Origin of the sequence: Brucella pituitosa (assembly GCF_003049685.1) — a bacterium.
GTDB classification, from domain to species: Bacteria; Pseudomonadota; Alphaproteobacteria; order Rhizobiales; family Rhizobiaceae; genus Brucella; species Brucella pituitosa.
The window spans coordinates 573453-588666 of the sequence record NZ_PYSY02000001.1 but is presented as its reverse complement, the minus strand read 5'-3'; the positions used below and the strand labels follow the sequence as shown (position 1 = coordinate 588666).

Genomic DNA, 15214 nt, shown 5'->3' with positions numbered 1-15214 from the left:
TATTTCGTGCCGCGCATATAAAAGCAATGGAGCCGGCCATCTCCCTCCAGATAACCAGCTCCATGTTCTCCCCTCCAGAGAAATCAAACTTGGGGATTATGCAACGTCATGGTTTGCCATGCGTTCCAGCGCACGCACCAGCCCGGAATGATCCAGACCGTCGTCACCATGAGCCGCACAAGAGTTGAACAATTCCTGTGCTGTCGCGGTATTCGGCAGCGAAACGCCCAAAGCCTTCGCGCCCTGCAAAGCCAAATTCAAATCCTTCTGGTGCAGCGCAATGCGGAAACCCGGATCGAATGTGCGCTTGATCATGCGTTCGCCGTGTACCTCCAGAATACGCGAGGAAGCAAAGCCACCCATCAGCGCTTCACGCACCTTGGCCGGATCGGCACCCGCTTTGGAGGCAAAGACCAGCGCTTCGGCGACAGCTTCAATATTGAGCGCGACGATAATCTGGTTTGCGACCTTGGTGGTCTGGCCATCACCGCAATCGCCCACAAGCGTGATGTTCTTGCCCATCAGTTTCAGCAGAGGCAGTGCGGCATCAAAACTTGCCTGTGCACCGCCTGCCATGATGGAAAGGCTCGCGTTCTTCGCACCGACCTCGCCGCCTGACACTGGTGCATCGATATATTCCGCACCGGTTGCCCGGACTTTTTTCGCAAACTCCTTGGTTTCGATAGGCGAAATCGAGCTCATATCGATGAGCGTCTTGCCCTTGCCCAAGCCTTCCGCAACACCATTCTCACTAAACAGAACGTCGGCTACCTGCGGCGTATCCGGTAGCATGAGGATGATTGTCTCACATTCCGCAGCCACTGCCCTGGGCGTATCGAGAACGGTCAGTCCTGCATCCAGCAAGTCTTTATGCGGGGGCTGCGTATGCTTTGAGGTAAAAAGCTGGTGGCCTGCATTTTGCAAATGCTGCGCCATTGGCTTGCCCATAATCCCCAATCCGATGAAGCCGATCTTGGCCATTTCGCTTACTCCCTATTCTAACTTATGCACTCAACCGTTCAGCTTCATATTGTTTGAACCAGCCAAGACCTTCCTCGGTTGTGGTCTTGGGCTTATATTCGCAACCGATCCAGCCCTTGTAACCGGCGGCTTTCAGAGCTTCGAACACATATGGATAGTTGATTTCGCCCGTGCCCGGCTCGTTACGACCCGGATTATCGGCAAGCTGAACATGCGCAATCAGCGGCTTGTAGCGTTCATAGGTGGCGATCAATTCACCACGTGTGCGCTGCTGATGATAGAGATCATACTGGATGAACAGGTTGTTGCTGCCGACCTCGTCAATGATCGAAACTGCCTGCTCCACCGTATTGAGATAAAAGCCCGGAATATCATAGTGATTGATCGGCTCGATCAGCAGGCGGATGCCATGCTTGCCCAATTCCTTTGCGGCAAGCCGCAAATTGCTGACGAAAGTTGCGCGCAACACATCTGGATCAGCGCCCTGTGGGGCAATACCCGCGAGGCAATTGACCTGCGAACAGTTAAGCGTTGTCGCATAGTCAATCGCGTCGGCAACACCGCGACGGAACTCATCGATACGATCAGGCAGAACAGCAATACCGCGTTCGCCACCACCCCAGTTGCCTGCAGGCAAATTGTGCAGCACCTGCGCCAAATTGTGCTTGGTGAGTGCGGCTTTCAGCTCATGGCGGTTGAAGTCATAGGGGAAGAGATATTCCACCCCTGTGAAACCGGCTTTGGCGGCGAGAGCGAAGCGATCCATGAACGGCACTTCGTTAAAAAGCATGGTGAGATTGGCTGCAAATCTTGGCATTTCCGCCTCCTCTATTTTTCTAGGCAATTGTGAACGGAAAACCGCTTCACACTTTTCCTGCAATTGCTCATTTTTAATCCAGCAGCATGGCAATCGCCGTTGGCGCATCCTCGCCACGTTCGGCGAGCTCTTCAAACTCGACGACCTGATCAATATCCGCCCCCATGGAAATATTGGTGACGCGCTCAAGGATGAACTCGAGAACAACCGGCACCTGATGCTCTTCCATCAGCGCCTTAGCCTGTTCAAAACCTTCCGCGAACTGGTTCGGACTGCGAACCCGGATCGCCTTACAGCCGAGGCCTTCCGCAACCGCCACGTGATCGACGCCGTAACCCTTTTCCGCGTCACCTGATGCGTTGATATTGTCGAAGGCGAGACTGACCTCGAAATCCATATTAAAGCCGCGCTGCGCCTGACGAATGAGGCCGAGATAGGAATTGTTCACGACCACATGAATGTAAGGCAGCTTGTGCTGTGCACCGACCGCCAGTTCCTCGATCATGAACTGGAAATCATAGTCGCCTGAAAGCGCAACGATTGGGCGATGAGGATCGGCAGCGCGGACGCCGAGAGCGGCTGGCAATGTCCAGCCCAACGGGCCAGCCTGACCACAATTGATCCAGTTGCGCGGACGATACACATGCAGGAACTGCGCACCGGCAATCTGGCTCAGACCAATGGTCGTGACATAACAAGTGTCGCGGCCAAAGGCCTTGTTCATCTCTTCATAGACGCGCTGCGGCTTGAGCGGCGTCTGATCGAAATGGGTCTTACGCAGCATGGTTTTCTTGCGGGTCGCACATTCCTCGGCCCAGCCCGACCAGTCGCGCAGCTTGCCAGCGGATTTCCATTCGGTCGCAACGTCGAGTAGCAATTTCAGAGCTTTAGCAGCATCCGAAACAATACCGAAGTCCGGTGCGAACACACGGCCAATCTGGGTGGGTTCAATATCGACATGGATGAACTTGCGGTCTTTTTTATAGGTTTCGACATTGCCGGTATGGCGGTTTGCCCAGCGGTTTCCGATGCCTATAACGGTATCTGACGCAAGCAGGCTGGCATTGCCATAACGGTGCGACGTCTGAAGACCGCACATGCCTGCCATCAGGCGGTGATCATCGGGGATGACACCCCAGCCCATCAGGGTTGGAATAACCGGAATGCCGGTGATTTCGGCGAACTCAACCAGAAGATCGGAAGCATCGGCATTGATGATACCGCCGCCTGCAACAATCAGCGGACGTTCCGCTGCGTTGAGCATGGCAATGGCCTTTTCGGCCTGTGCACGGGTTGCTGAAGGCTTATATGCTTCCATCGGCTGATAGGTATCGATGTCAAACTCGATTTCGGCGAGCTGGACATCGATCGGCAGATCGATCAGCACCGGGCCGGGACGACCCGACTTCATGATATGAAATGCCTTCTGGAAAACAAAAGGCACCAGTGGTGGCTCCATAACCGTAACCGCCCATTTGGTGACGGGGGCTGCGATCTTGGCAATATCGACTGCCTGGAAGTCCTCTTTGTCGAGGCGCGCGCGGGGGGCCTGGCCTGTAACGCAGAGGATTGGAATTGAATCGGCGGATGCCGAGTAGAGGCCGGTGATCATATCCGTACCAGCTGGGCCGGATGTGCCGATGCACAGACCAATATTGCCGTACTTTGCGCGGGTATAGCCTTCAGCCATGTGTGAAGCGCCTTCAACATGGCGTGCAAGAATATGGCGGATAGAACCACGCGCTTTCATGGCGGAGTAAAATGGGTTGATCGCAGCACCCGGCACACCGAAAGCGCAATTGATCCCTTCTTTTTCCAGCACAAGTACGGCTGCATCGACTGCACGCATTCTGGCCATGACGGCTTCCTCCTATGGAATAATTCTCCATTTACAAAATCTATAGCCAAAAAATGGAAATGCATACCATCATACGGAAATAAAGATTTTCAACGGAATGGAGATAATCGCCACGCCCTTTTCGAGGTCATGGGGATAAGGTAGTGATAGAAAAACAAGGAATCGGAGGCGGCTGATGGAACAGATAAAAGCGAAGCGGGGCCGCAAGGCAGCGGAAAACGCGGCACCTTCATCCGTTCAGGTTCTGGATCGCAGCCTCAAGCTTTTGGCACTTATTGCCGAGAATGACGGTTCGACATTGACCGATCTGTCTGATGCAAGCCACATGGCACCTTCAACCGTGCATCGACTTCTTTCATCACTCGCAAATCACGGCATGGTTTCGCATGATGCGGAGAGCGGCGACTGGACCATCGGCGTCAAGGCATTTGAAATCGGTAATGCCTTTCGCCGCTTCCGCAAGCTCGGCACTCTGGCGCGACCTTATCTCAAGCAATTGATGGAAGCGAGTGGCGAGACCGCCAATATCGGCGTCGAGGACGGCGGCGATGTCGTGTTCATCTCGCAGATCGAAAGCCATGCGCCGATGCGCGCTTTTTTCCGCCCGGGGCGCCGTGGACCGATCCATGCATCCGGCATCGGTAAGGCTGTGCTTTCGACATGGTCGGATACAGAGATTGCGCGAACGCTTTCGGGAAGAACACTTGAGCACTTCACACAACGCACACTCGACACGTTACCTGCCCTGTTGAAAGACATTCAGGAAACCCGCACCCGTGGCTGGTCGATTGACGATGAAGAACATACGCTCGGCATGTGCTGCATCGCAGCACCTATTTTCAACGAGTATGGGGAAGCAATTGCGGGCATTTCCGTTTCTGGACCTGCCGTGCGTTTGCCTAAGAAAAAGCTGGAAGAACTTGGGCCGATGATCCGCAAGACAGCCGATGAGCTGACCCGAACCATGGGTGGCAAGCGCCCGGAAGAGCTTTAGAACGCGCATCTATTCCGAAAACCATTTCACACTTTTCGGGATACGCTTCAAAAACAGAAGAACCCGCAGCAGATTGCTCCGCCACGGGTCCTCCCTCTCCCTCCTCCAGAGATTTCTTTAGGCGAGTTCGGCCTTCAGCGGCTTTCCCGCGATATAGGTCTCGACAATCGCACGGTCATCACCGACCGTTTGCAGCAGGAACAACTCCTGTTCAAGCGTTGCCCCTGCAGCCATGCGAAGACGCATCGGCGATGTCGCTGCCGAATCCAGCACCACGATATCGGCTTCGGTGCCCTCATCAAGCGTGCCGATCTTGTCTTCCATTGAGAGCGCGCGGGCATTGCCGAGCGTCATCATGTAGAATGACTGGAACGGATTGAGACGGCTTCCGCGTAGCTGCAAAACCTTGTAGCCCTCATCCATCGTGCGCAGCATCGAAAAGCTAGTGCCGCCGCCGACATCGGTTGCGACTGCCATGCGCACGCCCGATGCTTTCAGGCGGTCGCGATCGAAAAGGCCGGAGCCGAGAAACAGGTTCGAAGTCGGGCAGAAAACCGCAACCGAGCCGGTCTCCGCCATCACCTGCACTTCACGCTCTTCAAGATGGATGGAATGGCCAAGCAACGTCTTACTGCCGAGCAAACCATAATGCTCGTATATGCCGAGATAATCAGGTGCATCCGGGTAAAGCGATTTTGTGAACTCAATCTCTTCGTGATTTTCCGAGAGATGCGTCTGGATAAAGCATTCAGGATGCTCACGTGCAAGCGCCTGACTTGCTTCCAGCTGTTCTGGCGTCGAGGTAATCGCAAAACGCGGCGTGATCACATAATCGAGGCGATCCTTGCCATGCCAGCGGGCTATTAGCTGCTTGCTGTCATCATAACCCGATTGAGCGGTATCACAGAGTGCGGGCGGCGCATTGCGGTCCATCATCACCTTGCCGCCAAGCATACGCATATTGCGATGCTGCGATGCACGGAAATAGGCATCGACGCTCTGCGGGTGTACCGAGCAATAAGCGACAGCCGTGGTGGTGCCATGGCGGATCAATTCGTCCAGAAAGCGCTCAGCGATAAATTCCGCGTGCTGCTCATCGGCGAATTTTTGCTCTGCCACAAATGTATAGGTGTTGAGCCATTCGAGAAGATTGGCCGCGTAGGACGCAACAACCTGCGTCTGCGGATAATGGATGTGCGTATCAATGAAGCCGGGCAAGATGAGATGTGGGCGATGATCGGCAACCTTTACGCCGCTGCCTGCTTCAGCACTTATCTCGGCGTAGTCTCCGAGACGCGTGATGCGGCCATTTTCGACAAGCACGGCACCATCTTCGATATAGCGATAGGATTGACTGTCATCCAGACTCTGCGGTTCGTCACGAAAGGTCAGCACGCGGCCACGGATGAGAAGTTTGGTCATTATTGCTTTGCTCCAGAAGTCGCAGATTCATACCAGGAAGCGAGCAGCTTGCGCTCCTCATTGCTTACGCCGGTAACATTGGCGGGCGGCATGGCATGGGATCGACCAGCCTGCAAATAGATTTCGCGCGCATGCGCGGCAATTTCCCTATCAGTTTCAAGGACTACACCTTTAGGTGGCACAATGATGCCTTCCCAACCCGGCTCCTTTGCATGGCACATCGCACAACGTCCCAGAACGGTATCCCGCACTTTTTCAAAGTGCGGGTCCGAGATGAAAGTCTGCTGCAGCGATGACACCTTCTGTTCTTCCGGTTCACCCGTCAGAATCTTCGGTACAGTCGACAGCCACATGATGATGATGAACAGGATAACCGTCACCAGCCATGTCCATGTCGGGCTACCCTTGCGGGCGTGCTGCGTGTTGAACCAATGGCGGATCGTGACGCCCATCAGGAACACCAGCGAGGCGATGATCCAGTTGAACTCAGTCCCGAATGCCAGCGGATAGTGGTTCGACAGCATCAGGAACAGAACCGGCAGCGTCAGATAGTTGTTATGCGTTGAGCGTTGCTTGGCGATCTTGCCGTATTTCGGATCGGGCTTGCGGCCTGCAATCAGATCCGCCACCACGATTTTCTGGTTCGGAATGATGACCATGAACACGTTGGCAGACATGATAGTCGCGGTGAAAGCACCCAGATGCAGGAAAGCTGCACGACCCGTAAACAGATGCGTATAGCCCCAGGCCATCACCACCAAAATGCAGTAGAGGATGATCATCAGGAGCGTATCGCTCTTGCCGAGCATCAGCTTGCAGATAGTGTTATAGGCGATCCAGCCGAATGCCAGCGAGGCAATCGAAATAGCGATTGCAACCGGTGCTGAGACATCGAGCACATTCGGATCGACCAGATATAGATCGGCGCCCGCATAATAGACGATGCAGAGCAAAGTGAAGCCTGACAGCCAGGTGGCGTAGGATTCCCATTTGAACCATGTCAGATGCTCGGGCATCTCGGCAGGTGCAACCAGATATTTCTGGATGTGATAGAAACCGCCGCCATGGACCTGCCATTCTTCGCCATAGGCGCCGACCGGCAAGCCTGGACGCTGGCGCAAGCCAAGGTCCAGCGCGATGAAATAGAAAGACGAGCCGATCCACGCAATCGCGGTGATGACGTGTAGCCACCGCACTGCGAAGCCCAGCCAGTCCCAGGCCACGGCAAGATCATACATCCGGCACTCCCATTCTCAGAGCGCCATGCGCCCAAAAGGACGCATAAAGGACGCTCTGTCTCGTTTTCGTTGACGCATCGCGCTTTCCAAAAATCCATTTCGATTTTTGGGCCGATGCGGTGGCCCCATTGTTCGTTACTTTATTATGTGCCAAAGCTTGGCCCTTATGGGAACGTCACATCACGACCATCACTTTCAAAAAAATATATACAATGGTGGAACGGACGCATGTCTTATCTTGATAATCTGCGCGTTTTTGTGCGCGTTGTCGAATTGGGAAATTTGTCGGCGGCAGGTCGCGACCAGCGCGCTTCGCCAGCTGTTGCAAGTAATCGAATCAAGGAGTTGGAGAAGCATCTTGGTGTGCGGCTTTTCAACAGAACGACACGCAAGCTGACGCCAACCGAGCACGGTCGCATATTTTATGATGGTGCTTTAAAAATTCTCGAAGCCGTGGATGAAGCCGAAGCAGCCGTCGCTGAACTGGCAAAAAACCCAAAGGGTTCGATTCGCATTACAGCACCTCTGGGGCTGGGTCGAAGGCTCATCGCATCAGGGATTCCGGAGTTTCACGACAAATATCCGGACATAGAAGTGCGCCTGCGACTATCTGACCATGAGATCGACATCATGAGTGAAAGCGTTGATGTTGCTTTCAAATTGGGTGTTCTGGAAAATTCGAACCTCCGGATGCGCGGCATTCTGAACTGCGAACGTGTGATCTGTGCTGCACCCGAATATCTGGAAAAGCATGGCACTCCGCAATCGCCCGAGGAACTTCTGGGCGACAAACACGATTGCCTGCTCCTGCGCTTTCCCGGTTCGAAAGAATATTTCTGGTCTCTGCAAACACCGGAAGGTCTGCGCAAATTCGAAGTCACCGGGCCTTACGATTCCGATGATGGCGACGTATTGACGCAATGGGCGCTCGGCGGGCGCGGAATTATCAACAAGCCGCTGTTTGAAGTGAAGGAATATATCCGTGACGGGCGGCTGGTTCCTATTCTTGCAAGCACGCCACCAGCGTCGATCCAGCTCGCTGCGATCTATCCGCATAAGCGGTTTCAGGACCCGAAAGTCCGTCTGATCATCGATTTCATGACAGAGCGTTGCCAGCGTCTGATCCGCGAGGCACTGGCTTAAAAAGACGCCCGCCTAGTCAATTGAGTTAGGCGGGCTGTAAAACTTTACTGGAAACCAGAACGGCGGTTAAAACCTCGGGCGCAGCCAATGCGGCAATAACTTCCGGTCGCTTGTCTTTAACGACCGAGCCGCCAACCGGACAGACGAGATTTTCAAATAATTCTGCGCGACCGATTTCGCGTTTCAACCAATTTTTGAAAGTGGCCTTCTTGGTCTTCGAGCCGATCATACCGACATAGACGGCATCGTCACGCTGCAAAGCTTCCGCCACGATCAGGAAATCAAGCGCATGGTCATGGGTCAACACGATGAATGCGCTGCCGGGTGGGGCCGAACGCACCACCTGTTCGGGCATGGCTGCAAGACAGGTTTCAACGCCGGGCGCATCAACGGCCATCAGTTCCGCTTCACGCGTATCAACCAGGATAACCCGCACGGGTGTCAGTGAGAGCGTATAGGCGAGAGCATCACCGACATGGCCTGCGCCAAAGATATAAACATGCGGACGGGTGGCGATTTCGGCATCGACCTTTGCGATTAGTTCTTCAGCCAGTCCGCGATTGACGCGCCGGAAGCTCAACCCAACACGACCGCCGCAGCACTGGCCGATTTCAGGGCCAAGTGGTACATCCATAGGGGAATCTTTACCGCCAGCCAAAATCTTGCGGGCATGGTCGATTGCCATATATTCGAGCTGCCCGCCGCCAATGGTGCGAAAAATCATATCGCGGGCGACAAGCATCCACGCGCCGGCATCGCGCGGGGCCGAACCTCGGACATCGGTGACTTCAATCAGAACACTATCGGGCCGCTTGTTGAGAAACGCCCTGATGTCGTCTCGTCTGCCCAGCATCGCATCAGCCTTTCTGACTTCGCAGCCGCTCGATTGCCATCAACACGCGCTCCGGCGTTGCTGGCGCATCAAGGCGCGGACTAATTTTGTGATCGGCAACGCTCGCCACCGCATCCGACAGCGCATAAAGCACCGACATGCCATGCGGCAGCGGCGGCTCGCCAACCGCCTTTGAACGATGGATTGTTGGCTCATAAGCCTCCGACCAATCGGTCAGCGCGACATTGAAAATCTTTGGACGGTCTGATGCCAGCGGGATCTTATAGGTCGATGGTGCATGGGTGCGCAGCCTTCCTTTGTCATCCCAGACAAGCTCTTCCGTGGTCAGCCAGCCCATGCCCTGCACGAAGCCGCCTTCCACCTGACCAATATCAATCACACGGTTCAGCGAACGGCCCGTATCGTGAAGAATATCGGTGCGCTCCATCACATATTCGCCGGTCAGCGTATCGACCGATACTTCCGAGCAGGCCGCGCCATAGGCATAATAATAGAAGGCGTGGCCTTTACCCTTGGCACGATCCCAATGGATTTTCGGTGTCTTGTAATGCCCCGACGCAGAGAGCTGCACACGGCCAATATAGGCTTGCTTCACCAGATCATTGAAGCTGATTTCCTGATTACCAACGCGGATACGGTTAGGGAGGAAGACGACCTGATCTTCCGGCACCTGATGTTGCTGCGCGGCAAAGCGAATGAGGCGTTTCTTGATCTGACGCGCCGCATCCTGTGCGGCCATACCGTTCAAATCGGCCCCGGACGATGCTGCCGTTGGTGCAGTGTTCGGCACTTTCGCGGTTGTTGTTGCGGTAATCTTCACACGATCAAGATCGATCTGGAATTCTTCGGCCACCACCTGCGCCACTTTGAGATGAAGCCCCTGCCCCATCTCCGTGCCGCCATGGTTCATATGCACCGAGCCGTCATTATAGACATGCACCAGCGCGCCAGCCTGATTGGATTCCGTCTTGGTGAAGGAAATCCCGAATTTCACTGGCGTCAGTGACATGCCGCGTTTGACATAGCGGCTTTTCGCGTTGAATTCGCGGATTGCCTCGCGACGCTTCGCGTAATCCGCACTGTCTTCCAACTCAGCAACAATGCGCTGGATGATGCAGTCTTCCACCTTCTGGTGATAGGGCGTCACATTGCGCGTGCCACCTTCGGTGCCCATGGCATCGTAGAAATTGAGCTTGCGGATTTCGAGCGGGTCTTTGCCGACAGCAAAAGCCACTTCCTCAATCACGCGCTCGGCACCCACCATGCCCTGCGGACCACCGAAGCCACGGAATGCCGTGTTGGACACGGTATTGGTATAAAGCGGGGCGGACTGCGCATGAACAGCCGGAAAGAAATAGGCATTGTCGCAATGAAATAGTGCGCGGTCGCCAACCGGACCGGACAGATCGGCAGAGAAACCAGCATTTAGTGCAAACAGATAATCGACACCAGAATATTGCCCTCATCGTCAAAACCGACTTCGTAATCGATCATGAAATCATGACGCTTGCCGGTCGAGGTCATATCCTCATCACGGTCGAGCCGGATTTTCACAGCGCGCTTATGCTTCTTGGCCGCAATGGCTGCAATGGCTGCCCATTGATTGGCCTGCGTTTCCTTGCCGCCAAAACCGCCACCCATACGCCGCACTTCAACCGTCACCGAATGGCTCGGCACGCCAAGCGCATGGGCCACCAGATGTTGCGTTTCGCTTGGCCCCTGCGTCGAGCAATAGATGGTCACATCTTCATCTTCGCCGGGGATGGCAAGTGAAGCCTGTCCTTCGAGATAAAAGTGATCCTGTCCACCGACAAGCATCTGCGCTTTGACCTTGCGCGGGGCGTCGTCAATGGCCTTGCGGGCATCGCCGCGAATAAGCGTGAGTGGCGTGAAGACCAGCCGATCCTTGTAACCATCAAGACCCGCAATCGAAAACAGGCCGGGCATTTCTTCATATTCGACTTTGGCAAGACGTGCAGCGCGGCGTGCCTGATCACGCGTGCGGGCAACAACCGCAAAAATCGGCTGACCATGAAACTGCACGTTATCGACCGCGAAGATCGGATCGTCATGCATGCCCGATGGCGAGACATCGTTTTCGCCCGGCACGTCCTTATAAGTCAGCACATCGACAACGCCGGAGGCCGCGCGCACAGCCGATAAATCAACCGCAATGATTTTGGCATGGGCAACAGTCGAACAACCTATACCGATATGCAGCGTGCCTTCGGGTTCTGGAATATCGTCGATATAGACCGCTTCGCCCGTCACATGCTTATGCGCGGAATCATGGCGCTGATCGGTTGCGACACCGCCTTTAATACGGGCGGCTTTTATTTCATTTGCAGGATGCTTGTTCATGTCATCCTCCCTATGCAGCAACAACGTTTGGCTTACGCAAAGGTTCGGCTTGCCCTTGCGTTTCAGCATAAAAGCGACGGAGCAAATTCTTGGCGACCAGCAAGCGATAATCAGCCGTCGCGCGCATATCGCTCAAAGGCTGATAATCAATTGAATAGGCATCAAGTGCAGCCTCAACCGTTGCATCATTCCATAGCTGGCCCATCAGTGCCGCTTCAACGGCCGACGCCCGCTTTGGCGTTGCTGCCATTCCACCATAGGCGATACGGATGGATGCAACCTTGCCCTCATTATCGAGTGTCAGATGGAAGGCACCAAGCGTTGCCGTGATGTCTTCCTCAAAACGCTTGGAGATCTTGTGAATGGCAAACTGGCTGCGCTCATCTGGCACCGGCACATGCACGGCTTCCACAAATTCGCCGGGCTGGCGATCCTGTTTGCCATAGGCAATGAAATAGTCTTCGAGGGGAATTGTCCGGCGTTCGGCACCTTTGCGCAGCGTCAGCTTTGCATCAAGCGCGATCAATGGCGGTGGCGTATCGCCAATCGGCGAACCATTGGCAATGTTACCGCCGATGGTGCCCATATTGCGCACCTGTTCACCACCAATGCGATTGATGAGATTTCCCAGTGCCGGAATGCGTTTTGCGAGGAAGGAGAAAGCTTCCGTATAAGTCACACCCGCACCAATGGTGATGACCCCGTCTTTTTCGCTGACGGTGCGCAGTTCTGCGAGATGGCCGATAAAGACGACCGGCGAAATATCGCGCATCATCTTGGTGACCCAGAGGCCAACATCGGTTGAACCAGCAACGATTGTTGCCTTGGCTTCGGCTGCATAGATAGTGGCAAAATCATCGAGGTCGGCAGGCACGACCAGACGATCCTTACCACTACCCACTTCAACCCGCGCGCCATCACGCAAGGCGTTAAGCTGGCTGATGACATGCGCACGTTCAGCCGCAAGCGGATCTTCCATCAGCGTACCATAATCAGAGATTGCGCGGGCCGCGCGCATGATGGCTTCATAGCCAGTGCACCGGCAGAGATTGCCTTGCAACGCCTTTTCAATCTCAACGTCTGCAGGCTTTGGATTGCGCATCCAGAGACCATAAAGCGACATGACAAAGCCCGGCGTGCAGAAACCGCATTGCGAGCCGTGAAAGTCGACCATCGCCTTTTGCACCGGATGCAGGCCACCGTCGGACCCGCGCAGATGCTCGATGGTCACGACATGGCAACTATCCAGCGAGCCGACAAAACGGATGCAGGCATTCACGCTTTCATAGATCAGCTCGTCGCCCACAATCTTGCCGACAAGCACCGTGCATGCACCGCAATCGCCTTCGCCGCAACCTTCCTTGCTGCCACGAAGTTTGCAGGCAAGACGCAGATAATCGAGCAAAGTTTCGTCAGGCGAAACGCGGTCGAGCTCTACCGTCTCGCCGTTCAGCAGAAAGCGGATATTGTGTCGGACTGCTTGACCCATATCGCTTAGCTCCCGCGATAGGTTGAATAGGAAAATGGCGAAACCAGAAGCGGCACATGATAATGCGCCTTTTCGTCAGAAATGCCAAAGCGCAGCGGCACAACATCCAGAAATGGCACGATGTCATCGCTCTTTCCGAAATATTCGCCAACATGGAAAAGCAGCTCATACGAACCAGTATGCAGCGCATCACCTGCGAGCAGCGGCTCGTTGCAGCGACCATCCGCATTTGTGCGTATCTCACGAAGCGTTTCTGACTGCTGATTCCCGATGCGGCGTAATTCAATGCGTAAGTTTGCTGCTGGCTTGCCGCTCACCGTATCGAGGACATGCGTCGTCAATCGGCCCTGACCGCTCATTTCCTGACCCATTTATACTCCTGCTGCCTGCACGATTCTTCCGACCCTACCGTTAGGACCATTGCAAGCAATTGTTTTTGTGTGATTTATTTCACGCAAATCTGAACGATCTGCGAACCACACTTGTTCCCGATTTTGATTATTTACCGAAGTTCTGTCCTGGGAAAGATGATAATCGTTGGATGTCTTTCAAAATTTTGAGGGGGAATGGTCCGCGTAATTCTTTATTATCATAAGAAAAACCATGAATAATTGAGGGAAGACCATATGAGTTATCCGCGCAATCTGGTTGGCTATGGCCGCAACACACCAGACCCACGCTGGCCGGGCGGGGCCAATATCGCCGTGCAATTCGTCGTAAACTACGAAGAAGGTGGCGAAAGCTGCATTCTCGATGGTGACCCTGCATCCGAAAACCTGCTTTCCGAGATCGTGGGCGCACAAGCGTGGAATGGTCAGCGCAACCTCAATATGGAATCCATCTACGAATATGGTGCCCGCTCCGGCTTCTGGCGTTTGTGGCGCGCTTTCACGCGACGCAACATGCCGGTGACGGTCTATGGCGTGACCCTTGCCATGGACCGCAACCCCGAAGCCATCAGTGCCATGAAAGAAGCGGACTGGGAAATCGCCAGTCACGGCCTGCGCTGGTGGGAATATAAGGACGTTCCCGAAGACGTGGAACGCGAACATATTCGCGAAGCGGTGCGCCTGCATACGGAAATCACCGGCTCGCGCCCTCTGGGTATTTATCAGGGCAAGCCTTCGGATAACACGCTGAAGCTGGTGATGGAGGAAGGTGGCTTCCTCTATTCGGCCGATTCCTATGCGGATGAGTTGCCTTATTGGGTGAAGGGGCCGAAGGGTCCACATCTGATCGTGCCTTATACGCTCGACACCAATGATATGCGCTTTGCGACCCCACAGGGTTTTAACTCCGGCGATCAATTCTACACCTATCTTAAAGACACGTTCGATGTGCTTTATCGCGAGGGTGCGGAAGGTGCGCCAAAGATGATGTCGATTGGTCTTCATTGCCGTCTCGTCGGGCGTCCGGGTCGTGTGGCAGCGCTTGAGCGCTTCCTCGATTATGTGCAGAGCCATGACAAGGTGTGGGTTGCGAAGCGCATCGATATTGCCCGCCACTGGCACGAGCACCACAAGCCGAAACAAGTCGATGTGGTGCCATCCAAGTCCAGCAAGACGGATTTTGTTGCGCGATATGGCGGCATTTTCGAACACTCGCCATGGATTGCCGAACGCGCCTATGACACCGGCCTGACGGAACTCGCCGATTCTGCATCCGGTCTTCACACGGTTCTGGTCCGCGCTTTCCGTGCGGCATCAGACGATGAAAAACTCGGCGTGCTGTGCGCGCATCCTGATCTTGCCGGTAAACTCGCAGCGGCCAAACGCCTGACGCCTGAATCCACCTCCGAGCAGGCATCCGCCGGTCTTGATGCGTTGACGGACGATGAGCGCAAAACGTTCACCGAACTCAACGACGCTTACACGCAGAAATTCGGCTTTCCTTTCATCATCGCGGTCAAGGGCCGCAACAAAAGAGAAATTCTCGACGCTTTCAAGCGGCGCATCGAGAACACGAAAGCTGCCGAGCTGGAAACGGCGTCCGAACAGGTTGAGCGCATCGCGCTGCTGCGGCTCAAAGATATTCTCCCTGAGACACTTTACTAGGATA

General features: G+C 54.7%; 11 protein-coding genes and 1 pseudogene. 3 read left to right on the top strand and 9 right to left on the bottom strand.

Going from position 1 to position 15214, the window contains the following annotated elements; all coding sequences use genetic code 11:
* Positions 1-96 precede the first annotated feature (96 nt).
* From C9380_RS02770 to gcl, 3 genes are all read right to left on the bottom strand, one after another.
* Entirely contained in the window at positions 97-981 is an 885-nt protein-coding gene (locus C9380_RS02770; RefSeq protein ID WP_111786801.1) for a 2-hydroxy-3-oxopropionate reductase, read from the bottom strand.
* A gap of 22 nt (positions 982-1003) precedes the next feature.
* Entirely contained in the window at positions 1004-1798 is a 795-nt protein-coding gene (gene hyi, locus C9380_RS02765; protein ID WP_024896083.1) for a hydroxypyruvate isomerase, read from the bottom strand.
* 73 nt (positions 1799-1871) lie between these two features.
* Positions 1872-3656 carry a glyoxylate carboligase gene (gene gcl, locus C9380_RS02760; RefSeq protein WP_128092946.1) on the bottom strand — a complete coding sequence of 595 codons (1785 nt, stop codon included), beginning with the start codon at positions 3654-3656 and terminating at the stop codon, positions 1872-1874.
* 175 nt (positions 3657-3831) lie between these two features.
* Between gcl and C9380_RS02755 the strand changes: the two genes are divergently transcribed.
* On the top strand, positions 3832-4650 hold the full coding sequence (locus C9380_RS02755) for an IclR family transcriptional regulator (protein WP_100559677.1): 819 nt from the start codon (positions 3832-3834) through the stop codon (positions 4648-4650).
* Positions 4651-4767: 117 nt separating this feature from the next.
* Here the strand turns inward: C9380_RS02755 and guaD are convergent, their stop codons facing one another.
* Both guaD and C9380_RS02745 read right to left on the bottom strand, forming a co-directional pair.
* Positions 4768-6072 carry a guanine deaminase gene (gene guaD / locus C9380_RS02750; protein WP_024896080.1) on the bottom strand — a complete coding sequence of 435 codons (1305 nt, stop codon included), beginning with the start codon at positions 6070-6072 and terminating at the stop codon, positions 4768-4770.
* Entirely contained in the window at positions 6072-7310 is a 1239-nt protein-coding gene (locus C9380_RS02745) for a urate hydroxylase PuuD (RefSeq protein WP_111786804.1), read from the bottom strand. Before C9380_RS02745 ends, guaD begins: the two co-directional genes overlap by 1 nt.
* Before the next feature lie 228 nt (positions 7311-7538).
* Between C9380_RS02745 and C9380_RS02740 the strand changes: the two genes are divergently transcribed.
* Positions 7539-8453 carry a LysR family transcriptional regulator gene (locus C9380_RS02740; RefSeq protein WP_128092945.1) on the top strand — a complete coding sequence of 305 codons (915 nt, stop codon included), beginning with the start codon at positions 7539-7541 and terminating at the stop codon, positions 8451-8453.
* Positions 8454-8478: 25 nt separating this feature from the next.
* On the opposite strand, the gene xdhC is transcribed toward C9380_RS02740, so the two are convergent.
* The 4 genes and pseudogenes from xdhC to uraH all read right to left on the bottom strand — a co-directional run bounded on the left by xdhC (position 8479) and on the right by uraH (position 13527).
* Positions 8479-9306, bottom strand: coding sequence for a xanthine dehydrogenase accessory protein XdhC (gene xdhC / locus C9380_RS02735; RefSeq protein WP_128092944.1), 828 nt, complete (start codon positions 9304-9306; stop codon positions 8479-8481).
* 4 nt (positions 9307-9310) lie between these two features.
* A pseudogene (gene xdhB / locus C9380_RS02730) lies at positions 9311-11667 on the bottom strand (xanthine dehydrogenase molybdopterin binding subunit).
* 10 nt (positions 11668-11677) lie between these two features.
* On the bottom strand, positions 11678-13156 hold the full coding sequence (gene xdhA / locus C9380_RS02725; protein WP_128092943.1) for a xanthine dehydrogenase small subunit: 1479 nt from the start codon (positions 13154-13156) through the stop codon (positions 11678-11680).
* A 5-nt stretch (positions 13157-13161) separates the two neighbouring features.
* Complete coding sequence (uraH, locus tag C9380_RS02720; RefSeq protein WP_024896074.1) at positions 13162-13527, bottom strand: hydroxyisourate hydrolase; 366 nt, start codon at positions 13525-13527, stop codon at positions 13162-13164.
* A gap of 255 nt (positions 13528-13782) precedes the next feature.
* Between uraH and puuE the strand changes: the two genes are divergently transcribed.
* Positions 13783-15210, top strand: a complete 1428-nt coding sequence (gene puuE, locus C9380_RS02715; RefSeq protein WP_128092942.1) for an allantoinase PuuE — start codon at positions 13783-13785, stop codon at positions 15208-15210.
* Positions 15211-15214: the final 4 nt, after the last annotated feature.

Excerpts from the sequence above, each read along its gene's own strand:
- xdhC (WP_128092944.1), bottom strand. The coding sequence starts at position 9,306 with ATGCTGGGCAGACGAGACGACATCAGGGCGTTTCTCAACAAGCGGCCC.
- hyi (WP_024896083.1), bottom strand. The coding sequence starts at position 1,798 with ATGCCAAGATTTGCAGCCAATCTCACCATGCTTTTTAACGAAGTGCCG.
- C9380_RS02755 (WP_100559677.1), top strand. The coding sequence starts at position 3,832 with ATGGAACAGATAAAAGCGAAGCGGGGCCGCAAGGCAGCGGAAAACGCG.
- xdhA (WP_128092943.1), bottom strand. The coding sequence starts at position 13,156 with ATGGGTCAAGCAGTCCGACACAATATCCGCTTTCTGCTGAACGGCGAG.
- C9380_RS02745 (WP_111786804.1), bottom strand. The coding sequence starts at position 7,310 with ATGTATGATCTTGCCGTGGCCTGGGACTGGCTGGGCTTCGCAGTGCGG.
- C9380_RS02740 (WP_128092945.1), top strand. The coding sequence starts at position 7,539 with ATGTCTTATCTTGATAATCTGCGCGTTTTTGTGCGCGTTGTCGAATTG.
- C9380_RS02770 (WP_111786801.1), bottom strand. The coding sequence starts at position 981 with ATGGCCAAGATCGGCTTCATCGGATTGGGGATTATGGGCAAGCCAATG.
- guaD (WP_024896080.1), bottom strand. The coding sequence starts at position 6,072 with ATGACCAAACTTCTCATCCGTGGCCGCGTGCTGACCTTTCGTGACGAA.
- gcl (WP_128092946.1), bottom strand. The coding sequence starts at position 3,656 with ATGGCCAGAATGCGTGCAGTCGATGCAGCCGTACTTGTGCTGGAAAAA.
- puuE (WP_128092942.1), top strand. The coding sequence starts at position 13,783 with ATGAGTTATCCGCGCAATCTGGTTGGCTATGGCCGCAACACACCAGAC.
- uraH (WP_024896074.1), bottom strand. The coding sequence starts at position 13,527 with ATGGGTCAGGAAATGAGCGGTCAGGGCCGATTGACGACGCATGTCCTC.